This is a genomic window from Siphonobacter sp. SORGH_AS_1065, from assembly GCF_030818595.1.
In the GTDB taxonomy this organism is placed as follows: domain Bacteria; phylum Bacteroidota; class Bacteroidia; order Cytophagales; family Spirosomataceae; genus Siphonobacter.
In genome coordinates, this window is sequence record NZ_JAUTAM010000004.1 from 3,639,290 (window position 1) to 3,662,318 (window position 23,029).

A 23,029-nucleotide genomic window follows, 5' to 3' on the forward strand; every position below is an offset into this window, starting at 1 on the left:
AACGAAGCCAGCTTAATACGGGATTATAAATTGATAACAAATAATCATTCGTTCAGCTTAAAATTTTGATTGAGCTAACAAGAAAGTTGGATAGCAGTTAAATTCACGACTAATTTTAAACAAGAAATCACAATCAAGGTTTCAACCTTGTGAGTAAGTGCTCTAGTGTTTTGAAAAAAGTTTCTTTGGATATGATTCTTATAGTAGATGACAGACCTGAGAATATTCTTCCTTTGAAGAAAATTCTTGAGCAGCATCAATTTTCTGTCGATACCGCAGAATCTGGAGAAGAGGCTCTGAAGAAAGTTCTTGCTAATAACTATGCCGTCATTATTCTGGACGTGCAAATGCCCGGAATGGACGGTTTCGAAGTAGCAAACTTCATCGGTGGGTATAGTAAAGCAAAAGATACCTCCATCATATTTCTTTCAGCAGTCAATAAAGAAAAAGAATTTATTACCAAAGGGTATACTTCGGGTGGAATTGACTATTTAACCAAACCGGTTGATCCAGACATTTTATTGCTGAAGGTCAAAATACTCAATCGTTTATACGAGCAGCAGCAGGAATTAAGGGCTACGCAGGAAAGCCTACTGAAAGAAATCGAGGTTAGAAAGCAAGCCGAAGAGCAATTGGCCAAAGGCATGCAGGAGTTACGGTCTATCGTAGAATCGCTGCCGCAAATGGCTTTTACGATTGCTTCAGCAGGGAGGGGAGATTGAGTATGTTAATGAACACTGGTATAAATACTCAAGACAACTGGATCAATTCCCTGAAATGCACCCGGATGATAACATTCATCTGGAGTGGGAGACGTATCTGAAACAGGGAGTTGAATACATCAAAGAAACGCGATTAAAAGAATTAACTACGGGAGAATACCGCTATCATTTGCTTCGCATTACCCCTATCAAATTTGAAGAAGTAACGGTTCGCTGGGTGGGGACTTTTACGGATATTCATCAGCAAAAAATCAATGCTGAAATTCTTGAACAAAAAGTAGAATTACGTACCAAAGAGTTACTGGATAAAAACGTAGAGTTAGAGCGAACCAATCACGAATTGCAACAATTTGCCTGGGTAGTATCGCATGATCTAAAAGAACCTTTACGGAAGATTCAAATCTTCAATGGCGTAATTAAAGAAAAGTATTTAAAAGACAATAACGAAGCCATCTCTTACCTGGACCGTTCCATTCAGTCTTCAGCCCGGATGTCGAGGCTTATCAGTGATGTGCTAGAGTATTCCAGATTATCCAATAGCTCTTCTTTCCAGGAAACGAATTTAAATGAAATCTTACACGAGTTATTAATCGATTTTGACGATTTAATATCCCGTAAAGAAGCCATTGTATCCGTAGGTAATTTACCAGTTATTTCAGCGATGCCGAGCCGGATCAGGCAGGTGTTCCAAAACCTGATTAGTAACGCTTTAAAATTCTCAAAGCCTACGGTAGCTCCTGTTATTCACATTACTGGTGAATTAGTCGCAGATAAGTCCATTGACAGCCCGGCAAAAGAAAATGGGGCATTCTGTCGGATCATAGTAGAAGATAATGGAATTGGTTTTGATGAGAAATTCCTGAATCGAATCTTCATCATTTTTCAGCGATTAAACGATCAGAGTAGTTACGAAGGGACGGGAATTGGATTAGCCATTGCCAAGAAAAACATTGATACGCACAACGGAATCATATCAGCCAAAAGCCAGATGGGAGAAGGGACAAGCTTTATTATTGTTTTACCCGTGAATCAAACTAACCACGTATTGAAGTAAGCATTTCTATTCGCCATGCCTAGAGCTCATTATTCAGTAATTAAACAATTGCAGGTTGTTTTCTCAATCTCTGTCATATTATTAGTCTTTAGCTTAGTAGCGTCTTTTTACAGCACCCAGCGACTGATTACCAATTCCGAATTGGTTAATCATACCAATGAAGTATTGTTGGAATCTGAAAACATTATGTCGCATTTAAAGGACGCAGAAACCGGACAGCGAGGATACCTGATTACGCTGGACCCGGACTTTCTTCAACCTTACACGGGTGCGTATGATAAAGCTAACCGCAGTTATAATACCCTTAAAAATCTGACCATTGACAATAAGGTTCAACAGAAAAATCTGGACGAAGCCAAGCGTCTATACGATGCAAAGTTTAACCAGATGCAACTGATTATTGATCTGGTTAGGAGAAAAGGAATGGCTGTTAGTCGGGATACGGCTCGTCAGAACGATGAAATGATAAAAGGCAAGAAGATTATGGATAATCTTCGCAGCGTCATCGAACAGATTAAAAAAGAAGAAAATAATATCCTGCAAAGCCGTCTTGAAAAACAAAGTTTTTACATAACGTATACGCCAATCGTTCTGGCTATTGCGGCGATTGTTTCTATTCTTATTACCGGCTTTTCATACACGAGAATTAAAAATGAATTAGATACTAAATTAAAAGAGCAAATTAAAAGAGAAGAGGCCTTCGAAGAGGCCAATCGTCGGATTTCGGTTATGGAAGGCATTACCGGAAGAATTGCACAGGGCGATTATACTTCTCGGAGCCAGGATACCCGGGATGATGAATTAGGGCGAATTGGCAGAGCTCTTAATGCAATGGTCGAATCGCTGGAAATGAGCTTTAATGACTTAGAACGTAGAAACTGGCTTCAAACGGGTTCCGCTGAAATTAATAATGCCATTAATGGCGAACGTAATGCCCGAAAACTAGCCAGTAATTTAATTAATACACTTACTCATTTTATCGGTGTTCCGGTGGGTACCGTGTACTTTATGGAATCAGATTTGAGTTATAAATTAATCTCAAGTTACGCTTCCAGTACTGCTCCCGAAGTCGTTTATATTGAAAAAGGACTGGTGGGCCAGGCGATTAAGGAGAAACAGATAATGCTCGTTAATGATCTGCCTGACAATTACTTAGTGGTGGAGTCAAGCTTAGGTCAAACGCCCATTTCTTCTCTGGTAATCATGCCGCTGGTATACGCCAATATGTGTATTGGAGTTATTGAACTGGGCTTTTTACGGTCACCAAACGAGCTAGAACTGGAGTTGCTAAAAAGTAATGCAGACGATATAGCAGTCGGCGTGAACGCCGCTTTAGATTATATTAAACTTCAGAATTTCCTGGAAGAAACACAGGCTCAGGCTGAAGAGTTACAGGCTCAGCACAACGAGTTAGAGAACCTGAATGCTGAACTTGAAGCTCAGTCTCAGAAGTTACAGGCTTCAGAAGAAGAGCTGAGAGTACAACAGGAAGAATTGTTACAGTCTAATACAGAACTGGAAGAAAGAAGTTTATTACTGGAAGAAAAAAATGAAGAAATTCAGAGAAAAGCCGAAGAGCTTGAAATATCAACGCGATATAAATCTGAATTTTTAGCGAATATGTCCCATGAATTGCGGACACCCTTGAACTCAATTTTATTATTGAGCCGTCTGTTAGCTGAGAATAATGAAAATCATCTTTCGAAAGATGAAGTTGAATATGCTCAGGTAATTAATAACTCTGGAAATGGACTATTAGGCTTAATTGATGAAATCCTTGATCTTTCAAAAATCGAAGCAGGTCAGATGAAGCTCGAATTTATGAATGTATCAACGAATGAAATTACCGATGAATTAAAAGCCCTCTTTACTCCTTTAGCGAAAGATAAAAAATTAGATTTCAAGGTAAAGGTTGCTGATACTATTCCTGCTTACCTGGAAACAGACCGTTTACGTCTGGGACAGATTTTGAAGAATTTATTATCCAATGCCATTAAGTTTACTTCCGAAGGCGAAGTTTCTTTAACGTTAGAAAAGGATACTAAATACGATAATTCAGTTCGATTCATTGTTAGAGATACCGGTATTGGTATTCCGAAAGAAAAGCAGCATTTGATTTTTGAAGCCTTCCAGCAAGCGGATGGTTCGACGAAGCGTAAGTACGGCGGAACGGGTCTGGGATTATCGATTAGCCGAGAGTTAGTAAAATTATTAGGTGGCGAGTTAGTAGTAACCAGTGAGGTAAATAAAGGTAGTGAATTCACGTTGCACTTACCTATTTCGAAGCTCAATCGAATTGAGATTGAAGAGATAGAGGTCACTCCAGTAATCATTAAAAAGGAAGAAGAAAAGCCGCAGCCTGCGAAAGAAAAGACTACTGAATTTTTGAGTACCACAATCCCGGCTAATATTCCTGATGATCGGCAGTCCATAGAAAGAGACGATAAGGTCATTTTGATTATTGAGGATGATACTGCCTTTGCCAAATCATTACTCGATTATTCCCGGAAAAAGGGCTATAAAGGCATTGTTTCCGTTCGGGGAGATGAAGGATTAAAACTCGCTGGACTTTATAAGCCTGCTGGTATTTTACTGGATATTCAGTTACCAATCATGAGTGGGTGGGAAGTAATGGATGCCCTGAAAGCCGATCCCCAAACGCGGCCTATACCGGTACATATTATGTCTTCCCATAAAATGAAGACGGAAAGTTTACTGAAAGGTGCCGTTGATTTTGTTAACAAACCGATGGCATTTGAACAAATGAAAGACGTTTTTGAGAAAATTGAATACGTTCTGAATCGCAATGCCAAGAAAGTTCTGATTATTGAAGATAATCCGAAACACGCCAAAGCATTAGCGTATTTTCTGGAAACATTCAATATCAATTCCGAGCTGAAAAGTGATGTCGATCAGGGCATTCAGGCTCTTCGCCGGAAAGATATTGATTGCGTGATTCTGGATATGGGTATCCCCGATTCCAAAGCTTATGACATGCTTGAACAAGCCCGGAAAGACCCTGATTTCGAGAACCTTCCCATTATCATTTTTACCGGGAAAAGTCTATCCCTTTCCGAAGAATTAAAGATCAAAAAATACGCAGATTCGATCATCGTTAAAACAGCTCATTCGTATCAGCGTATGCTGGACGAAGTCTCGTTGTTTCTGCATTTAGTGGAGGACAATAAACAATCGGAAAAGAAAGAGGGTCGATATAAAAAACTGGGCGAATTAAGCCAGATATTGAAGGGTAAAAATGTGCTGGTAGCCGACGACGATATTCGGAATATTTTCTCCTTATCGAAGGCGTTGGAGAATTACCAGATGAATGTCATCACGGCTTTGGATGGCAAGGAGGCTCTTCAGAAACTTGAAGAAAATGCCCACATTGACATCGTTTTACTGGACATGATGATGCCGCAGATGGATGGCTACGAAACGGCCCGTAAAATCCGCGAGAATTACCTCTGGAAAGACATGCCCGTCATTGCCGTGACGGCGAAAGCCATGACGGGTGATCGTGAGAAATGCATCCAGGCTGGAGCCTCCGACTACATTACCAAACCCGTTGACATCGATCAGCTTTTATCGTTGCTACGCGTTTGGTTGTACGAACGCTCTTAAAGAATATCGTATAACACCTCTAGGAATAAATCAGGGAATGGAGAAAAAGCGAGTGCTCATTATTGATGACGATGCGAAGAATATTTTTGCTCTAAAGGCTACCCTACGCTCAAAAGCGTACGATTGTCTGTCGAGCAGCAGTGCTCAGGAAGCTCTGAATTTGTTGCAAACGGATGAGGTTGTAGACATAATTTTGATGGATATGATGATGCCTGAAATGGATGGTTACGAGGCTATTCCATTGATTCAGGCCATTGAGAAACGCAGGCATACGCCGATTTTGGCAGTGACGGCCCAGGCGATGGTAGGAGACCGGGAAAAGTGTTTGAGGGCGGGGGCTACCGAATATATTTCGAAGCCCATCAATGTGGAGCGTTTACTGGAGTTAATGTCTCGTGAATACTAGTAAGGTCATGATTGAAGAGGAAGAGATTGCCATTTTGTTAAATGACCTGTACGAAATTTATGGGTATGACTTTAATAATTACTCCAAAGCTTCTCTGAGAAGACGCATTCAGCGAATTTGCACCATTGATAAGTTTCCGAGTTTTGCGGAGCTTCGGTATCGGGTAAAGTCCGATCCCGCGTATCTGAAACGTTTTGTGGAGGAAATAACCGTTAACGTAACGGAGATGTTCAGAGACCCGACGTTTTATCATTTTCTGCGGACGGATGTATTACCTACGCTAGGGGCAAAACCTTTTATCCGAATCTGGCATGCCGGGTGCTCTACGGGCGAAGAGGTTTATTCAATGGCCATTTTATTGCAGGAAGCTAATCTTCTGCATAAGTCCCTGCTATACGCAACGGATCTGAATCCAACCGTTTTGGAGAAGGCTCGTGCGGGAATTTTTCCGATGAGTCACATGAAGCTGTACTCAGAGAATTACATTGGATCAGGCGGGAAAAACGATTTTTCTTCGTATTACATTGCCAATTATGGGCAGGTAAAATTCAAGGAAAGCCTGGGAGAGAAGATGATATTTTCCACGCATAATCTGGTTTCAGATCGTTCATTCAATGAATTTGATCTGATTCTCTGCCGGAATGTGCTGATTTACTTTGATAAAGATTTACAGGAAAAAGTATTAAAGTTGTTTGACGAAAGTTTGGGAACCCTGGGTTACCTAGCCCTGGGATCTAAAGAAACCTTGAAGTTTTCCAGCATTCAGACGCATTACAAACAATTGACACGAGACAAAGTATGGCGAAAGATCAGTTAATGGATGCTTCTAAAGTGGTTGTGATTGGCGGCTCAGCGGGGAGTATTGATGCATTAATGAAATTATTTCCGCTGTTACAGAAGCCTATCGGCTTTACTTTAATCATCGTTCTGCACCGGAAAAACTCGGTTGATTCTTCGCTGGCGGATCTTTTCTCGATGAAGACCTCTATTCCCGTAAGTGAGGTTGAAGACAAAGATCCGATTCAGTCGGGTAAAATATACGTGGCTCCTGCGGACTATCATTTACTGGTAGAAGAAGAGAACATCTTTGCCCTTGATGCTTCCGAAAAGATTAATTATAGCCGGCCTTCACTGGATGTTACTTATGAGTCAGTAGCCGAAGTTTTCGGTCCCTCGGCCATTGGAATTCTGTTATCTGGAGCGAATGCAGACGGAACGGATGGATTAAGAATCATAAAAAAAGCGGGTGGCCTGACCATCGTGCAGGACCCCGCCACGGCCCAGACGCCCTTCATGCCCCATCATGCCCTTCAACACGTACAAATTGATTTTGTCTTTTCGGTGGAAGAAATAGCTAGGTTTCTAAATCGCCTGTCCTGATTGGTTTACGAAGGCAATTCCTGGAAAATGATTCATTAGTTTTAGAGAAGTTTTTGCAAATTCGCAGCTTTCTGTTGAACGAAACGCTCCCTATTTTCAATGAAACTATTTAGAAACCTTTCCATTATAGCTTTCTCATTACTAGCTTTTTCCAGCTTCGCCGCCAAGGTTGATACGGTTGACACGTACAGTGCTTCCATGAAAAAAACGATAAAGGCCGTAGTAATTACGCCCGACTCGTATGCTTCTGGTAAAGCCTTTCCCGTTTTATACCTGCTACATGGGTACAGCGGAAACTACAGTGACTGGGCAAAGAAACATTTAACCATTAACGAATTAGCCGATCAGTATCAGATGATGATTGTCTGTGCGGACGGTAACTTTTCCAGTTGGTATTTTGACAGTCCTATTGACCCGTCTTACAAGTACGAGACCTACGTAGCCAACGAGTTACCTGCCTGGATTGACAGCCGTTACAAGACCGTAAAAAGTCGCGAAGGTCGGGGTATTGCTGGTTTGAGCATGGGAGGGCACGGAGCTTTGTATCTGGCCTTTAAACATCAGGACGTTTTTGGAGCCGCGGGTAGTATGAGCGGAGGCGTAGACTTTCGTCCTTTTCCTAACAACTGGGATATTGCCAAGCGATTGGGAACTTATGCACAAACACCGGAAAACTGGGAAAAATACACGGTCATTAACATGGTGCATTTATTAACGCCTAATTCGTTAGCCTTGCTGATTGACTGCGGAACGGAAGATTTTTTCTATGGGGTGAATGAAAATTTACACGCGAAGTTAATCGAACGGAATATCCCTCACGACTACATCAATCGGCCAGGTGCTCATAACTGGGGTTACTGGAATAAAGCATTAACCTATCAGGCTTTATTTATGAAGCAGTTTTTTGATCGAAAAAAGTAAGAAGTAATGCCTAAAAAAGAACCACGCTTTTAGAAAGCGTGGTTCTTTTTGATAAGGAAAACTTGGTGCGAGATTCCCTGTCGTACCAGTAGAATAATTCTCCTGGTTGAAAGTTAATGGAAAGCTCAGTAAGTTCCTTCGCTTCGTTCTGGATGACAGATCGGAGTATCAATGAGTTTACTCTAACGAAAAGAGAGGCCGTATCACGGTCTCTCTTTTGTATTTGAAATAACTTTTAGGCAGTCTCTTAGTTATCGAATACTTTCTTGATTCGCTTAATGTTTTTCAGACGAGCTTTTGCTTCGCGTTTCATCTGCTTTTTTAACGTTTCGGCCTCCAGTGATGGATCCTTATAACTCACTCGTTTGATGAGTAAGTAACTTACGTAATTGTAAAGGCCAAATAACGCAACCAGAATGAATAAGCCTTCGTTAGTCGATACCGAGTTTCTGATTAACAGAAAGAAGCAGGTTAAGATTAAGGTCAATCCGCATAATACACAGGTCGCCTGAAAATGCGAAAGCCCCTGAGCAATCAGGATGTGGTGCGTATGGTTTTTATCGGGGAAGAAGGGTGAACGACCATTCATAATCCGAACAATGAAAACCCGCAGTGTATCGAAAATAGGAACAATCAGAACGACAATCGCAAGAATCGGTGCATCGAGAATGGCGTTAGCTCCGGTGTTCAGGTGAATAAACTTAACTGCAAAAAGCGTCAATACGAAGCCCAGAATCAGGGATCCGGTGTCTCCCATGAATATCTTACTCGTTCGGGAAAAGTTAAATCGGATAAACCCGAGTAAAGAGCCCGAGAGAGAAGCGGCCAAAATGGCAAGGGCATTTTGGCTATTGAGTAGAAACCAGGAACCAAAAATCATACAGGCAATCAGGCCAATGCCGCCAGCCAACCCATCAATGCCATCAATGAGGTTAATGGCATTCGTCAGAGCAATAAATACAAAAATGGTAAGTAAAATACTGATTAGATAAGGAATCTGGTGGATCCCTAAAATTCCGAATAAATCATTGATTCTCAAATCAGCACCTATGATGACAAGCGAGGAGGCAAAAATCTGGGCGAGCATTTTCTTCATGGGTGCAATGACCAGAATATCGTCCTTTACACCCGTAAAAAAGAGAATAACAATGCCCGCAATAGCAAGGTGATGCAGATGGGTTTCGCCTTCGGGTAACCAGAGAAAATAGCCAATCATGGTTCCGGCAAAGATGGCGATTCCTCCCAGTGTTGGGGTGCGGTTGGAGTGGGCACTACGAGCTTCGGGCTCGGCCATTAAATTTCGAAGCCGGGAAATATTGATAATGACAGGAATTGCCTCAACCGTTAGCCAGCACGCCGCGATAAGAGAGATGATAACCTGAACAAAAGACTCGTTTAGGAATTGACGTAAGGCTGTGATCATAAAAATTGATTATCTGGTTCAATCAAGTTGCGTAGGTGGGGAGCTACACTAACTTTTCATAAAGACTTCACCAACCATAATATATCAGAATTTTACTGATTTCCAAAACTACTAATCAAACTTTACTTTCCCCGGATTTATCCGTAAAGTCTTTATAAGTGGACAAATAAAGTGATGATTATCATTCCTTAGTAGAACGGATAGTTTGTCACTAAAAATGTACCGTCCCATTAATTAGATAACCTATGAGTATTACTCAATAACACGGTTGCGAATTTTTGCGGCGGGATTTCCCCGATAAATCCCATAGGCCTCTAAATTACCCGTAGCCACAGATCCGACCACCAACATAGCGTGTGAATAGCAGGTAACTCCTGGGCACACAATGGATTTCGCTCCAATCCACACGCCTTCTTCAAGGGTGATAGGGGCCGTCATCAAATCAAATCTTGTGGATTTGTAATTATGATTTCCACACAATAACATGGCTCCCTGGGAAAGACAGGCGTTAGAGCCAATGCGTACCTGAACGAGGTTGTCAATCCAGACTTCTTCGCCAATCCAGACGTTATTGCCTATTTCCAGTAACCAGGGAAATTTGATGTTGACGTTAGGTTTGATCATTACGCCGGTGCCGATTTTTGCCCCAAACTTGCGAAGGATCCAGAGTTTCAAACCAACCGGAATAGGTAATTTGGTATAGAAAAATAAAATATTAACGACAAACCAGATTCGGTTTCTCCAGCTTTTGGATGAGAATTGAGGCTGATGTTGGTACTTGGACAGATCAACGCTTTTCGAGGACATCTTTTCCATATTCGGTTAAAAAGAATCGAGCAATGGCTTCCTTTGAAATACCCGCCCGATGATAGACTTCAAATATTTTGGCATCTACCAGGAAACGATACCAGAAACCCTGAAGGAAATGCCAGATAAGCCCGCGTTTCCCATCCAGAAAACCCATTTTTATAAAGTAACGGAATAGAAAATACAGAAATGGCCGCGTGAATAAAGGCAAGCTGGCATATTTGATTTTGAGGTACCGTTTGCGTTGTTCCTGCGTTCCCAAAAAACGGGGGGTAACGATCTCAACATCCCCAAAATCATACTTAACGTTCAGTAGATCAATAGCCTCCCGAATGGCATAAAGATTATGCTTCTGCGTCCACCAGGTTAAATTATTCAGGTTATGGTCCACTAGATCGTGATTCATGCGGAGCATTTCTCCTTCGGAAATCTTGATGTGTTCATCCATCCATAGCTCTTCACAATGGCCTTTTCCGCTTCGCCAGATCCGCAAGAGCCAGGTTGGGTAATAACCGCCATAACGAATCCACTGATCCATGAACATGACCCGGCGTTTGATATAAAAACCAGAAACTTCGGAAGCAACGTTAGGTAAGGTCTGAGCGATTTCGCGGGCTAATTCGGGTAATATGTATTCGTCCGAATCCATTCGCATTAGCCATTTCGTTTGAAAGGGACAGTTTTGAATGCCAAAATTGAACTGCGTTGCGTAGTTAACCCAAGGATTTTGAGCAACCCTGGCTCCCAGAGCCTCGGCCAGTTCCACGGTTCGATCAGTCGAACCAGAATCGACGATAAAAATTTTGTCAGTAACGGGAAGTAAACTTTTCAGGCAACGTTCAATGTGTTTTTCTTCATTAAACGTCAGTAATATTACCGCTAAGTCGGGATAGGAAGGGGTCATTTTTCCAGATAAATAAGGGCAATATTAACGAATTAAAGCTTCAAAGGATCGGTATAACTTGGTTGCTACTTTATTAATGTCAGCGACATCACGGGCAAAATTTTGTCCTTTACGAGCTAACTCTTTACGGTAAGCGGAGTCACTGATTAATTTTCTGAGTCCTCTTTCAACGTCTTTTACCTCGTGCGTAACCAGCTCAGCCGCGTGGTTTTGCTTGAGTAAATGCCCAAAGCCAATGCGATCTGTAGTAAGAACGGCGGTGCCGCAAACCATGGCTTCCAGTGCAGCCAGCGAAAAACTTTCCGAATAAGTTGGCAAGGCAAATACATCCGCATCGACAATTACTTTCAGTTTTTCCTCGCCCGTCAGCATGCCCGTCAGCGTGATTTGCTCCGATAGATTATTTTTCTGAATAAAATCCGTGACGAAGGAAAGATAGCCATCGTCCGGTCCGGTAATAAAGAGACGAGCTTTGGGGTAATCTTTCAGAATATTCTGAAAAGCCGGAAGTAATAAATCGAGACCTTTTTTAACATTGATCCGACTCAAAAACAGAATAACGGGAGTATCGGCATCCAGCGAATATTGACTACGGAACTGCCCCTTGGCCGGAAGCTGATCGTAATCAGACAACAGCATGCCGTTATTAATCGTAACTACATTAGGATGCGGATGGCCCAGGTAACGGACCAAATCCTCTTCTTCGTCAGGGTTATGAACCTGTATCAGGTCGCATTGCTCCACGTACCTACGCTGAAAAAGGGCAGAAATAAGCTGCTTCTTCCAGCCGGATTTTTTCATTGCCCAACGGTCCAGGGTACCGTGCACAGTAAAAACTTTTTTAGCTTTTGAGCGAACCCAGAAAGGAACCCAACCCGCAAAATGAAAGGGGCCATGGATATGAACAATGTCATATTCATGGGCGTGTTCACGGTAATATTTCCATAGCTCCGGTGAAAATTCCGGAATAAATCGAGCTAACCAATGGCGTTTGGTAGTAATGACTGTAGCACCTTCGGGGATCATGTAAAGCCGCTCTCCTTCAGAAAGGGGCGTCAGAATGGTCACTTCAGCACCCAGTTTGATCTGAACGTTGGTGTGATCATAAATAACCTTGGAGGGGCCGCCAATTTCCCAGGAATAACCGCAGAGATTTAATATTTTCATGAACGAAAGGAGGCTTCAGTAGGGGACCCTATTCGACGAAAACCCTGCCAGATTTCCTGAGCAACGGTAGTCGTATGAAAAGGAGCAATCAGTTTCAGCGAGTGCTGTCCCATCTGAGTTCGTTCAGCCTCCGATAAGTTGACAAATTTTTGTAAAGCGACCCCTAGTTCCAGTGTAACTTCTGGTCTAAAGGTGTAGCCATTTTTTTCTTCTTCTACTAAGTCGTTGACACAACCACACTGATTAGAAACCACAACGGGCAAACCACAAACCATAGCCTCATTTACCACCAGACCCCAGGGTTCAAAATGGCTGGGAAGCACAAGGGCGTCCGCCAAAGCCAGATACGCAGGAACTTCATTCCAGGGCTGACCACCGAGCCAGAAGACATCTTTTAAGGCCGAAGTGTTTAGCTGAGCTCGCAGCGGACCATCACCGATAATGATTAAACCCCAGTCGTGAGCTTTTGGGTCATTTTCTTTCAACCAGGAAAAGGCTGATAAGAGGGCTGGCAGATTCTTCTCTTCGGCCAGTCTGCCCACAAAAATAAAGTTATGAGCAGGTAAAGCATATTTTTCCTTTAGACTCTGACGGCTGTGGATGCTACGATCATAAACCTGACGAACAACCGTATTGTTCAGAACTGCGGCGTGTTGGGTAATGATTTGAGAAGAACGAGCCCCCATTTTAAGCATATACTCAGCAGAGGAAGACCCAAAGTTGATAAAGCCTGCAAACTGCCTGATTAGCGTTCGTTTGAATTTTTCTTTCCAGCCATTTCTACTCCCATCTTTTTCACTGGATTCATTACTCAAAACCAGTTTAATTCCTCGTAATCGGCAGTACCCAATTAATAACCAATAAGCAGGATCGTAATAACCAGAAAGATTAACTATGTCAGGGTTGAACTGATTGATCTGGCTTATTAATCCCGTTATTTTTTTGCTAAATGATAGGGAGTTTAACGATCCCGGATGTAATAAATGATAGGGGTATTGATGTTCAATCAAACCACTTTTTCCCAACTGATTGTACTTGTCTTCAGATTCGGCTAACTGAACAACCAGCAAAGTACAATCTACCGGACACTGTTGAGCCAGTTCTGAAAAAAGTGCAGCCTTATAATGAGACCATAAAATGTTGTGAACAATTAATACTCTCATACCTTAAGCAACGGGAGCAAATATCCGACCTGTTTTTTTGGCCGCTTCTTTTAATTTTATCCGTATTACTTCTTTATCATAGTCCATAAAACGAGCCATCATGAGAAACGGGAATAAAAAGGTAGTGTCTGAAGGTTGTCCACCGGAAAAAACAGAAACGGCAATAGGAATGAAAATAAAGCCCAGAAAGGCAGAGAAAGGACTAACAATATCTTTAATGCAACGGTAACATTCTCTTATGATTTCAAAGACAGATCTTCCAAAAAAGTAAAAGCCAGCAATACCGTAATTATACATGGCTTCCAGAATAGGAAAGTCCATATAAGTAGCCTTATACCCATTTCCCAGGATCAAGGAAATAGGATCATACAGCAATGAATTCTTAAATACATTAAACGACATTACCCGTTGAATTGCTGAATAATCAGCAACCTCCTCGGCATCTTCTCCCTGTACAGCCGTTTCAAACACATCGAGAAACTTATTCCAGAAGCCTTCAGAAACACCAATTAGGATATTTGTAAATTCTGATCTTCTGGAAAGTTTATAAATAACAAATGATACAATAGCAATTGTAATAATTAAGTTAACAGGCTTTATTAAAGTTTTGCCAATATTTTTAAGCGTACTAAGCCTAAAATGAAAAAACATTAAAACACCAATAGATAAAAATACGGAAAGTAAAGTAGCTCGGCTCTGAGTTAAGATAACAGTTACAATAGAAGCAAGAAGATTAGCAAAAGCGATGACTTTAAAAATAAAATTTTCCTTTGTCATGAACAAAAGAATAACAGATCCAATGACACCAGCGAAACCATTTCTGGAGAATACGTGCGGGTTACCACCATACTCATCGTCAAAATAAATGGAAGCCCGAGCCCCTAATACGTAATGTGGATTAGTATAGAGTGAATAAAACAAACCTAGATTACCAGCTAAAATAAAGACGATAAAGACAGGCAACGCATAATCTTTTACTTCATCGGGAATACTTAGCAGCATGAACAGGAAAGCCCCAGTCATCGCATAGTTAATTAACTCCCTCGAGCCCCCTGGACCTGGATTGATTATAAAAAAATAAAACAAACACACACCGATCCAAGCCAAAACGGGCATGGCGATTTTATTATTCAGTGAGTAATATTTTTGAAAAATAGTACTCGGAATCATTAGGAATAAGCCTAAAACCAGACAGGCCGCTGTAAATACGGATGACTGCGGAGCCAGTTTTAAACCATCCCGAAGGAAGAAAATAACGGGGTGTCCCATGGCAAAAATAGCAACGCCAAGGGCCATTCGTTTGTAGTGAAAACCTTCAAATAGGCTTTTAAACATATTGTTATACTTTAGCCGTACGATTAAAGCGAATCCGGTATAAGAAGTAAGCTAGGTCACCTCTTAGAAGAAATAACGCTAACTTTCTGAATTTTATGATTTTATAAAGAATACTTTCAGGAAAGCTGGAGGGTACCTGTTTGGAATAATGGTTTTTAATCTGTTGGTGTTCAGTCAGTCCTACCGTGAAAATGGTCGAGCTTTTGGCTAACTCATGCTGACGGAAACAGCCCCAGAAATCATCCAGTAATACAAACTTGATCCCCGGAATGCTACCCCAGCGAGTACATATTTCGTAGTCAAAAGCGAACTTGTAGTTCTCGTCGAAATAGCCGTGTTTGAGTAATAAATCACGTTTGAAAATCATGCACTGATTAAAAACCTGCATGCCTTCATACACTTGGGCCTGATTCCAGAAGGGAATTTGTTTTTTATGTTCGAAAACTAAATCGTCGCCATCAATCATTAATAAATGACCGAAAAAAACATCGGCATCCGCATTTTGTTTGATACCCTTGGCAACATTCAGGAACGCATTAGGAGCAAAGACATCGTCCGAATTCTGAAAGGTAATCCATTCACCGGTAGCTTTCTTAAAGCCAGCGTTAATCGCAGCAGTTTGGCCTCCATCTTTTTCACTAACCCAGTAATCAATATATTTTTCGTATTTCTTAATTACCTCAACACTATGATCGGTTGATCCTCCATCCATGATAATAAACTCAAGGTTAGGATAGTTTTGGTTGAGAATACTTAAAATGGTTTTTTCTAAAAAATCAGCCTGGTTATAGGAAGGGGTAATGACACTTATTTTAGGATAGCGTGTATCTTTATTTAATAATACTTTTTCATCAAACGAAGGCGTGCTGATGAATTTTTTTATATCGTCTTCTTTAAAAAAATCCATTGATTAAGGAATGACTAGTGAAGTTTATAACCAGATTGTTGAAAAAAAGGTCGCCAAAAATTGAGATTATATTTTTCCCAGGCATGGCACCCAAAGGGTAATTTTTTTTGATTCAATTCGTAACAATATTCAGGAAATTGCTCGAAAGAAAAAGCTAATGCTTCTTTAGGTTCGGGAAGTTTCATGAATGGTCTGAAGACAAAAAGGCGAGTGGAATGTAAAGAAAACAACATGTCTTCATTACCCGGCCATTGTCCGTACAATTGCTTGTAAAGGTGAATTAATTTAAGCGATGCCTGTACATTTCTTAATGATAATCCTCCGTTTAATAATGGTTTTTTTAGATCTGTGATCGATTGTTTCGAGGCATTTGGACTGAGGTAGGGAGCCCCGATGTAATCATATCCTTTCTTACACCAAACTTCTAACTCATCATGAAATACAAAGGCATCTAATTGGTAAATTAAGATGTATTGGTATTGCTGAAATGAAAGATAGAAATCAGGCTGAGTTAACAGTAAATTATACGCGTCAATTCCTTTAAAATAGTCGTCATGGAAAGACTGAGTTTTAAAGCTTGTATGAAACGTTTGTAAATACGAAACATCCAGTGATTGGGGCTTTACGATAATGATGGGGTAATGTCCTAGTTTCTGAACACATTGTTGTAAAGAAATCTTTTCAAATTCGTTCATTTCTGAACGGTAGATCGGAATTACCACGGCCACCAATGCAGAGGAAGGCATACGTTACTTCTGTTTTATTACTCAAAAAGATCACCTAATAAAGGTAACCACCAATCTTTACTGCTAAAGGCATAACGTCCACGAATCCATTCATTTAAAACGAGTGGAAAACGTTTCAGACGTGAATCCGGTAATGTGGCTCGAACGTTGAAATGCTTCTGTCGTTGGGTTAGTTGAGTCAGTTTTTCCGCTGGAATATCCTGACGTGCTTTTAATAATTGCTGTAATAACTCCAGATTAGTAGCTTTTTCCTGTAAGGGGGCCAGTTTGAGCTTACGATCGCGGTTAAAACGATCACTCATCGTTACTTTTTCCTTTTTCTCGCCAAAGCCAACCTGCTGGGTTGAATGTTTTCGATAGAAAAGTAACTCCTCTGGGATAAAGCCAATATTTCCCTGTAAAGACAGCACAATGGCAATCCATGCGTCATGAATAAGCTCTTTATAAGCCACAGGGAAAGGCGAAACGGAGCTTAAAATGCGACGGCGAATGGCCAGCGTTGCCCCGGTAACGACATAACCACCGAAAAGAATCTCGTAAGCCTTATTGTTTTTCCAGCGTTCCTGGGCCACGGTGTCGAATTCAATTTCCTGCCAGATCGTCTTTCCAATGGGTTGAGAATCGTCATTAATAACCTGAGCATCAGAAAAAACAGCTTCCATTTCGGGATGCTGTTGCAGGTAGTGAACCTGTTTTTCTACCTTTTGCGGATGCCAGCGATCATCCTGATCGCAGCAAAAAATGACGTCACCTGAACATAGATTCAGACACTTTTCAAAATTTTTGGTAGAGCCTAAATTACTAGGATTGACGTGAATATGAACTGGAAAAGGAACCTGAGTAGCAAAATTCTCCAGAATCTGAATAGTATCGTCTTTGGATCGATCATCACAAATAACCAATTCATCGACTGGATGTGACTGACTTCGTATACTTTCCAATTGCTCCCTCAGGAATCGGGAACCGTTGTATGTACACATCGCCACAGAAATTTTCATAGGGAATAATCTACTAAATAAACCGATTTGGTTTGGTTTAGGTTGAACAAATTTGGTTGCAAAGGTAGCCTATCTGAGAGAACTACGAAAGCCGTGCCGTAGGAACTTACTTGGGTTGTGAATCCTTGAATAGAAAATCGGGTTGATACGTGTTGATTTTCTTAATGAGTTTTCGAAAGGATTCAGCCCAATGTTGTCGAATTAAACTAACGGGTTCCGCAGGGTCAGCTAAACCGTACGCCGGTTTGATTTGGCTAGCCTGAGAGTATAACCGATGGGCGGTAAGGTTTGTTGAATATTTTCTGGAAGCTTGTTGAAAATAGGAGGGGATCGACCGATTGCTTACGTAAGATGGATAACTGCCGTCGGCTTTCATCGAATGAAAATGAAAGCTGGCAGGATTTTCACCCGAACGTTCAAAGGCATTTCCCACATGTATGCCGTACGCTGAATTTCGAAGTGGAAAAACCCCTTCGAATAAAGCCGGAGCCATGTCCAGCCACAGCTGATCAGAGCCCTGCCCTTCGCATAAATTATAACCTCCCCGGGTTTCCAAGTTATGACACCACCATTCCAGAAACTGGTTACTGATTGTGCCGGGACGAATGCCCCAAATGCCCGAGAAGTAAGTGCCGTAGTTTAGATAGTGTTTGCTATCAGGGAATTGGCGGTCGGGATGGGGCCGTAACCATTGCGAAAATAAGACCGCAGGCTGTTTCGTCAAAGCCGTACTTAACTCCGTTAAGGGCCTGAAAATCTGTGTTTCTGGTTCCAGAAAAACCAGCGTATCTTCTTTCAATAACCATTTAGCCAGAAAAACCCGGGCTATGTGTAGTAATTCGGTCTGGGTGTATTTATGGGCTAAATTTTTAAGAATACTGAGCTGATCGTATGAAACCACGCTGACGTTTTCAGGAAGAGTAACGTCAATGGGTTGATCAATCCAGCCTACATATAAAAACGAACCTGGATGGTGCTGAGCCACCTGATCCGCCAGAATCGCTATGTTCGGTAAATGCTTCGTCCAGCAAGCAGTAAAAAAATGCATAGTTTACACAATTCGTTTGGCCATAAACTCCGTCATCCGTCGCCCCATGAGGTATTCCTGAAGCGGTTGCCAAACTTCTTCAAAGGTTAGTTCAGAAGCTGGGCCTTTCCGTTTCCAGATGATTCGGGCGTTGCTTCCATCCCCATAACCTCCTGTATATAAGTTAAAAACTTCGAAATGTACGAGCTTGCCAATCAAGAGAAAGCCATACGTTCCTACGGCGTTAGCCAAATGGGCCGGGCCGCTATCAACGCCCACAAAGAAACTGGCCCGGCGAATAACTTCGGCGGTTTCCAGAATGCTTAATTGACCGCATAAATCACGGAAAGAAGGTGAGTTACTTTGAATCTGGCCTTTCAGCCCTACTTCAATGACAGGCCCAAACTCGCTCAGAACCTGAGATGTTAACTGATTCCAGTGCTGGGGTTGCCAATCTTTGACGGGTTGATTAGAAAAGGTATGAAAAACAGCAAATTTCTCAGGTAAATTCAACGCATCGATTTTAGATCTCACCTCATCAGGAATATACAGCGAGGGGGCTTTGGAGCGATCGGGTAAGGGTAAGCCCGCGGCGGCGGCGAAAATTTCTCCCAAACGACCAAAATTCAGGTAATTATGAATGGTTAAATCCCGCTGATCGGCAATGGGATTGACTAAACGCTTTTGCAAGGGGAAATAAACGCGGTTAGAGAGGTGAAGATTATAAAGCGTATCAAAAGGTTTTTTCTCCGTTAATAAAATGGAAAACAAGACATTAGGCTCTTCGATGAGATGGTTAATCCGGGGATTATAAGCTACCAGGTCACGAAAGGCTTTTTTGACAATCCAGAAGATTTGAGCATCGGGATGGCGTTCGCGGATGGTTTGCGAAATAGGTTCGCAGGCAACGATATCTCCTAAATGTTCGGTCATTAAGATACCAACGGTGGGTTTTCCCGTTCGGAATTTAATCCATTTAATACGCAGAACAGTCTTCCAGAATGCCAGATAAGTCAGGAAGATTTCTGAGTATTTTCGGTATCGATGTTGCCAGAGGGCAATGAACTTTTCCATAAAGCTAAATTCCTAACGGGTTATGGTTCAGGCGTATGGATTCAGCCAGTGAGCAATTTTTTCAAAAGGCATTCGAAACGCCTGCCGCACCCGTTTCAGACGAATGACTTTGGTAGGACGAACGTAAATACAGGCAAAGGTTCGGTAATAATCATTGAAATTGGCCTTCAACCGTTCAGCATAATAATCAAACAAGGGCTTTACATCCGGGCGTTGCGTAAAATCAAATCGATTCTGATACTTTGAAATGGAATGCGGCTGAGTGGGTGAGTACCCCGAGAAATGGAAAAATTGCAGCGGCCATTCATTATTAATCAGCCACTGATCGTCCTGATACGTAAAATGGCGTTCGTGCAAATTCCAGTACGCTACATTATGACCGGGATGTCGGTTGATGTGTACTTCGTCGTAGTAATGTGGAACGTAATTGATCCATTTCTGATCCGTAAAAAGGCCATTACAAATATCATTGTACGCCTGATACGCCAGTTTTTCAGCCCACCAGTTAATAAACTGCTGCGTTTGATCTGTTTTCCGTAACGCGATAAATCCCAGATTGAAAGTGCCCGAATTCAGCATGTCACATTCATTGGGCATGTAGGTGTCGGTGTAAGGACTTAAGGTATGGGGAGTAATAACAATCTGGTTTTCTCGTAATTTGTCCAGTAAATAATTGAGTTCAGTAAAAACGATAATATCTGGATCAAAATATATAAAATTTTGATAATCAGAATATTGTTCGTAAAAATGCTGGAAAAATAATGGTTTAACGGCTGTATTTAATTCAGTAATATCATAATTATCCTGCATCCACTGCATGTTCGGAATAGGAATCCGGTGCAGTTCCAGTAACTCAAACGGAGGTGTTTTATCCGTATCAAAAGCCACCCCATCCAGGCGATCAACCAGTCCGATTACATAATGAATGTCCGGGTTAGTAGCCGCCAGCGATTCTCCCAGAGTACGAGCCTGAGCGAGGTAATTGATTGAGCAAATGGTGAAAGCGAGGGTTTTCAAAGGTTGACGAATTTAGTACGAAAATCAGGAGCAGCTTTTTTCAATGAGCTCCAGAAAGGCCTGCATGGCCCGCTCATCCTGATGGCGAGCAAATACCTTTTCCCGGGCGGTATGACCCATTTTTTGCCGTAATTCCGGGTTTTGGAGTAACTGAGAAATATAATGACTCATGGCTGATGAATCGAGGTAGTTGGCTACAAAGCCGGCATCTTGTTCCACAAAATCGGGGGCTCCGCCGGATTGAGCGAAACAGACAATGGGACGGGCTAGCAAAGCTGCTTCCAGAACTACCAGTGGATAAGGCTCTTCGCGGGAGGTTAAAACGAAGACATCAAAGGCCGAAATAAAATCAAAAGGGCGATCTGAATGAGGAATCAGGTGCACCCGGTCACTCAAGCCCAATCTTCGAATATCTTCCGTAATCATGTGATATTCTACCTGATGTTCATGGCCCCCCACCCAGACAAAATGCGTTTCCGGTTCGGACTGACGGGCTAGCTGTACAAAAATGTCAATGCCTTTTCGCCAGTCAAATGTTCCGACAGCTCCGACTACTAACGCTCCTTCGGGTAATTCCAGCAATTTTCTGATCTGAGAAACGGCTTCTTCTGAAGGCTTCAATTGCCAGGCCCCGTCGGGTAATAGGGAGGGGAGAACTGAAATCTTAGCAGGATCTATCCCGAAACGTTCGATATAAATCAACCGCTGAGCTTCTGAACAGGCCCAGTACGCATCTGTGTAACGCAGGGTCTGATTGAAACTTGAAGGATCGGTATACATTGCGATGCCCATGGGCATTTCGTGAGCATACGTAACCATCGAGCATTTTACCATCGGTCGCAGTTGATGTAATAACTCGCCGTTGGTAATGGTATTAGATACGATCAGATCGTATCGTTCATTTTTAATCTCTTTTAGAATTTGCTCCTGAAATGTTTTACGGTTTAAAAGCCGGGCTACTTTCTGGCGATTACCTAATTCCCGATGATACCAGTGATAAACCGGAGCTACTTTCTCGAAATCCCGCAATAACGAACCACCGTGACGAAGTAATATCTTAAACTGATACTCAGGTACGTTTTTGAGTTGCTTCAGAAATCGGAGTAGTAAAATCTGTGCACCTGCACGGTTAGCATCGTGGCTGATGAACAGAATTTTTTTCATAATACGGAATCGTTACGTTAAAAGTTAAATCAGTAAGGCGGCAAAAATACGACTGTTTGATAAAAGACAGTCTTTTCCTGACCTTAAAGCTGAGCCATGAGGGTTTCCCAACGGGAAACAATGGCGGAAACATCAAATTGCCGGGCTCTGTTCTGGCTAGCTACCTCACTCAAAGCCAACTGATTGTTCATGACTTTTTTCATGGAAGTAACCACATCCCGCACGTTCCAGGAGTCGGGTACTTCGCCCATGCCTTCCTGCACAAATTCAATCACGCCACCAGAAGGGAAAGCCACAATGGGTTTAGCCAAAGTAGCTGCCTCAATCATGACTAAGGGAAAGGGATCTTCACGGGAAGTCAGAAGGAAACCATTGGCCAGAGAAAGATACGCGTAGTAATCCTCCCGCTGGATGCCCATTACATCAACCCGAATGCCCGTATTATGTTTTAGTTTTTGACGGGTATATTCGACCAGCCCATCGTCCAGTAACTGGCCCAGCCAGATGATTCGGGCACGGGTTCCCTGAAGCTCGGTAGCAAAGTCGGGTAATAGATCAAAACCCTTCCGATAGGTAGCCTGGCCTGACATTACCCAGACAAATTCGTCGGGTTTAATCTTTAAATCAGCCTTTAATTCTTCCACACGAGTAGGGTTAACCTGAATTCTGGACTGGTCAATGAGGGAGTGACATAACTCAATCCGTTGACCGCCAGCTTCCCGAATTCGCTGGCAAACCACTTCCGAACAACCAATAATCAGATCACTTTGGGTAATAATATTTCGGAATACATCGGCTTTCAGGGCCAGGTATTCCATGGGAAGTTCATGAAAATGCGTAACTATTTTTACGCCCAATTCCTGAGCCAGGGGTAACAAAAAAGAAGGCACCAGCGTATTGAAATACCATACATCGGCCTGATACGCTTTCTGTACTTTTTTGAGATAACTAGTGATCGGATTTTCACCGAATTTATTCTGGAGCTTCTGAATAATTGAAAAATGACTCGGAGCGGTAAACGTAGGTACGTCTTTGGGAATATCATTCAGTAACTCTCCGGGCTGAAGGGTACAGAGAGCCATTTGAAAACGCGTCCGATCAAAACGATTGAGTAAATACCCAATCATCATTTCAGAGCCTGTCCGTCCAGCGTAAGGAGTGATAATCAGTATCTTAGGGGTAGGCATACG

21 protein-coding genes are annotated in these 23,029 nt (G+C 42.0%); 7 read left to right on the plus strand and 14 right to left on the minus strand.

The window, feature by feature from the left end:
• Positions 1 to 191: 191 nt before the first annotated feature.
• The 7 genes from QE390_RS15770 (at position 192) to QE390_RS15800 (ending at position 8,107) form a co-directional block, all read left to right on the plus strand.
• Positions 192 to 722: a two-component system response regulator gene (locus QE390_RS15770; RefSeq protein WP_307142843.1), complete on the plus strand. Its 531-nt coding sequence runs from the start codon at positions 192 to 194 to the stop codon at positions 720 to 722.
• Entirely contained in the window at positions 697 to 1,776 is a 1,080-nt protein-coding gene (locus QE390_RS15775) for an ATP-binding protein (protein ID WP_307142844.1), read from the plus strand. The genes QE390_RS15770 and QE390_RS15775 overlap by 26 nt, the downstream gene beginning before the upstream one ends.
• 15 nt (positions 1,777 to 1,791) lie before the next feature.
• Positions 1,792 to 5,400: a response regulator gene (locus tag QE390_RS15780; RefSeq protein WP_307142845.1), complete on the plus strand. Its 3,609-nt coding sequence runs from the start codon at positions 1,792 to 1,794 to the stop codon at positions 5,398 to 5,400.
• Positions 5,401 to 5,437: 37 nt separating this feature from the next.
• A complete protein-coding gene (locus QE390_RS15785; RefSeq protein WP_106635003.1) occupies positions 5,438 to 5,806 on the plus strand; it encodes a response regulator in 369 nt (122 codons plus the stop codon).
• Positions 5,807 to 5,813: 7 nt separating this feature from the next.
• Positions 5,814 to 6,623 (plus strand): protein-glutamate O-methyltransferase CheR, encoded by an 810-nt coding sequence (locus QE390_RS15790; protein ID WP_307142846.1) that lies wholly within the window; start codon positions 5,814 to 5,816, stop codon positions 6,621 to 6,623.
• Positions 6,605 to 7,186, plus strand: coding sequence for a chemotaxis protein CheB (locus QE390_RS15795; RefSeq protein WP_307142847.1), 582 nt, complete (start codon positions 6,605 to 6,607; stop codon positions 7,184 to 7,186). Before QE390_RS15790 ends, QE390_RS15795 begins: the two co-directional genes overlap by 19 nt.
• 99 nt (positions 7,187 to 7,285) lie before the next feature.
• Entirely contained in the window at positions 7,286 to 8,107 is an 822-nt protein-coding gene (locus QE390_RS15800; protein WP_307142848.1) for an alpha/beta hydrolase family protein, read from the plus strand.
• Between the two features lie 247 nt (positions 8,108 to 8,354).
• Here QE390_RS15800 and QE390_RS15805 read toward each other — a convergent pair whose 3' ends face one another.
• From QE390_RS15805 to QE390_RS15870, 14 genes are all read right to left on the minus strand, one after another.
• Entirely contained in the window at positions 8,355 to 9,530 is a 1,176-nt protein-coding gene (locus QE390_RS15805) for an MraY family glycosyltransferase (protein ID WP_307142849.1), read from the minus strand.
• A gap of 252 nt (positions 9,531 to 9,782) precedes the next feature.
• On the minus strand, positions 9,783 to 10,337 hold the full coding sequence (locus tag QE390_RS15810) for a WcaF family extracellular polysaccharide biosynthesis acetyltransferase (protein ID WP_373424545.1): 555 nt from the start codon (positions 10,335 to 10,337) through the stop codon (positions 9,783 to 9,785).
• Positions 10,318 to 11,241, minus strand: coding sequence for a glycosyltransferase family 2 protein (locus QE390_RS15815; RefSeq protein WP_307142851.1), 924 nt, complete (start codon positions 11,239 to 11,241; stop codon positions 10,318 to 10,320). The genes QE390_RS15810 and QE390_RS15815 overlap by 20 nt, the downstream gene beginning before the upstream one ends.
• Before the next feature lie 24 nt (positions 11,242 to 11,265).
• Positions 11,266 to 12,408 (minus strand): glycosyltransferase, encoded by a 1,143-nt coding sequence (locus QE390_RS15820; protein WP_106634997.1) that lies wholly within the window; start codon positions 12,406 to 12,408, stop codon positions 11,266 to 11,268.
• Positions 12,405 to 13,571, minus strand: coding sequence for a glycosyltransferase family 4 protein (locus QE390_RS15825; protein ID WP_307142852.1), 1,167 nt, complete (start codon positions 13,569 to 13,571; stop codon positions 12,405 to 12,407). The genes QE390_RS15820 and QE390_RS15825 overlap by 4 nt, the downstream gene beginning before the upstream one ends.
• Before the next feature lie 3 nt (positions 13,572 to 13,574).
• Complete coding sequence (locus QE390_RS15830; protein ID WP_307142853.1) at positions 13,575 to 14,906, minus strand: hypothetical protein; 1,332 nt, start codon at positions 14,904 to 14,906, stop codon at positions 13,575 to 13,577.
• Positions 14,907 to 14,910: 4 nt separating this feature from the next.
• Positions 14,911 to 15,813, minus strand: coding sequence for a glycosyltransferase family 2 protein (locus QE390_RS15835; RefSeq protein WP_307142854.1), 903 nt, complete (start codon positions 15,811 to 15,813; stop codon positions 14,911 to 14,913).
• A gap of 14 nt (positions 15,814 to 15,827) precedes the next feature.
• Positions 15,828 to 16,559 carry a DUF5672 family protein gene (locus QE390_RS15840; protein WP_307142855.1) on the minus strand — a complete coding sequence of 244 codons (732 nt, stop codon included), beginning with the start codon at positions 16,557 to 16,559 and terminating at the stop codon, positions 15,828 to 15,830.
• 17 nt (positions 16,560 to 16,576) lie between these two features.
• Positions 16,577 to 17,557, minus strand: coding sequence for a glycosyltransferase family 2 protein (locus tag QE390_RS15845; RefSeq protein ID WP_307142856.1), 981 nt, complete (start codon positions 17,555 to 17,557; stop codon positions 16,577 to 16,579).
• 106 nt (positions 17,558 to 17,663) lie between these two features.
• Positions 17,664 to 18,605: a hypothetical protein gene (locus QE390_RS15850; protein WP_307142857.1), complete on the minus strand. Its 942-nt coding sequence runs from the start codon at positions 18,603 to 18,605 to the stop codon at positions 17,664 to 17,666.
• Between the two features lie 3 nt (positions 18,606 to 18,608).
• The gene (locus QE390_RS15855) at positions 18,609 to 19,658 is read right to left on the minus strand and encodes a glycosyltransferase family 9 protein (protein WP_307142858.1); all 1,050 of its coding nucleotides are present in this window, start codon (positions 19,656 to 19,658) and stop codon (positions 18,609 to 18,611) included.
• A gap of 27 nt (positions 19,659 to 19,685) precedes the next feature.
• Positions 19,686 to 20,675, minus strand: a complete 990-nt coding sequence (locus tag QE390_RS15860) for a glycosyl transferase (RefSeq protein WP_307142859.1) — start codon at positions 20,673 to 20,675, stop codon at positions 19,686 to 19,688.
• A 24-nt stretch (positions 20,676 to 20,699) separates the two neighbouring features.
• Positions 20,700 to 21,839 carry a glycosyltransferase family 4 protein gene (locus QE390_RS15865; protein ID WP_307142860.1) on the minus strand — a complete coding sequence of 380 codons (1,140 nt, stop codon included), beginning with the start codon at positions 21,837 to 21,839 and terminating at the stop codon, positions 20,700 to 20,702.
• Positions 21,840 to 21,922: 83 nt separating this feature from the next.
• Positions 21,923 to 23,026 (minus strand): glycosyltransferase family 4 protein, encoded by a 1,104-nt coding sequence (locus tag QE390_RS15870; RefSeq protein ID WP_307142861.1) that lies wholly within the window; start codon positions 23,024 to 23,026, stop codon positions 21,923 to 21,925.
• Positions 23,027 to 23,029: the final 3 nt, after the last annotated feature.

Excerpts from the sequence above, each read along its gene's own strand:
- QE390_RS15785 (WP_106635003.1), top strand. The coding sequence starts at position 5,438 with ATGGAGAAAAAGCGAGTGCTCATTATTGATGACGATGCGAAGAATATT.
- QE390_RS15815 (WP_307142851.1), bottom strand. The coding sequence starts at position 11,241 with ATGACCCCTTCCTATCCCGACTTAGCGGTAATATTACTGACGTTTAAT.
- QE390_RS15840 (WP_307142855.1), bottom strand. The coding sequence starts at position 16,559 with ATGCCTTCCTCTGCATTGGTGGCCGTGGTAATTCCGATCTACCGTTCA.
- QE390_RS15830 (WP_307142853.1), bottom strand. The coding sequence starts at position 14,906 with ATGTTTAAAAGCCTATTTGAAGGTTTTCACTACAAACGAATGGCCCTT.
- QE390_RS15845 (WP_307142856.1), bottom strand. The coding sequence starts at position 17,557 with ATGAAAATTTCTGTGGCGATGTGTACATACAACGGTTCCCGATTCCTG.
- QE390_RS15800 (WP_307142848.1), top strand. The coding sequence starts at position 7,286 with ATGAAACTATTTAGAAACCTTTCCATTATAGCTTTCTCATTACTAGCT.
- QE390_RS15855 (WP_307142858.1), bottom strand. The coding sequence starts at position 19,658 with ATGGAAAAGTTCATTGCCCTCTGGCAACATCGATACCGAAAATACTCA.
- QE390_RS15870 (WP_307142861.1), bottom strand. The coding sequence starts at position 23,026 with ATGCCTACCCCTAAGATACTGATTATCACTCCTTACGCTGGACGGACA.
- QE390_RS15820 (WP_106634997.1), bottom strand. The coding sequence starts at position 12,408 with ATGAAAATATTAAATCTCTGCGGTTATTCCTGGGAAATTGGCGGCCCC.
- QE390_RS15780 (WP_307142845.1), top strand. The coding sequence starts at position 1,792 with ATGCCTAGAGCTCATTATTCAGTAATTAAACAATTGCAGGTTGTTTTC.
- QE390_RS15825 (WP_307142852.1), bottom strand. The coding sequence starts at position 13,571 with ATGAGAGTATTAATTGTTCACAACATTTTATGGTCTCATTATAAGGCT.
- QE390_RS15835 (WP_307142854.1), bottom strand. The coding sequence starts at position 15,813 with ATGGATTTTTTTAAAGAAGACGATATAAAAAAATTCATCAGCACGCCT.
- QE390_RS15810 (WP_373424545.1), bottom strand. The coding sequence starts at position 10,337 with ATGTCCTCGAAAAGCGTTGATCTGTCCAAGTACCAACATCAGCCTCAA.
- QE390_RS15865 (WP_307142860.1), bottom strand. The coding sequence starts at position 21,839 with ATGAAAAAAATTCTGTTCATCAGCCACGATGCTAACCGTGCAGGTGCA.
- QE390_RS15805 (WP_307142849.1), bottom strand. The coding sequence starts at position 9,530 with ATGATCACAGCCTTACGTCAATTCCTAAACGAGTCTTTTGTTCAGGTT.
- QE390_RS15795 (WP_307142847.1), top strand. The coding sequence starts at position 6,605 with ATGGCGAAAGATCAGTTAATGGATGCTTCTAAAGTGGTTGTGATTGGC.
- QE390_RS15790 (WP_307142846.1), top strand. The coding sequence starts at position 5,814 with ATGATTGAAGAGGAAGAGATTGCCATTTTGTTAAATGACCTGTACGAA.
- QE390_RS15850 (WP_307142857.1), bottom strand. The coding sequence starts at position 18,605 with ATGCATTTTTTTACTGCTTGCTGGACGAAGCATTTACCGAACATAGCG.
- QE390_RS15770 (WP_307142843.1), top strand. The coding sequence starts at position 192 with ATGATTCTTATAGTAGATGACAGACCTGAGAATATTCTTCCTTTGAAG.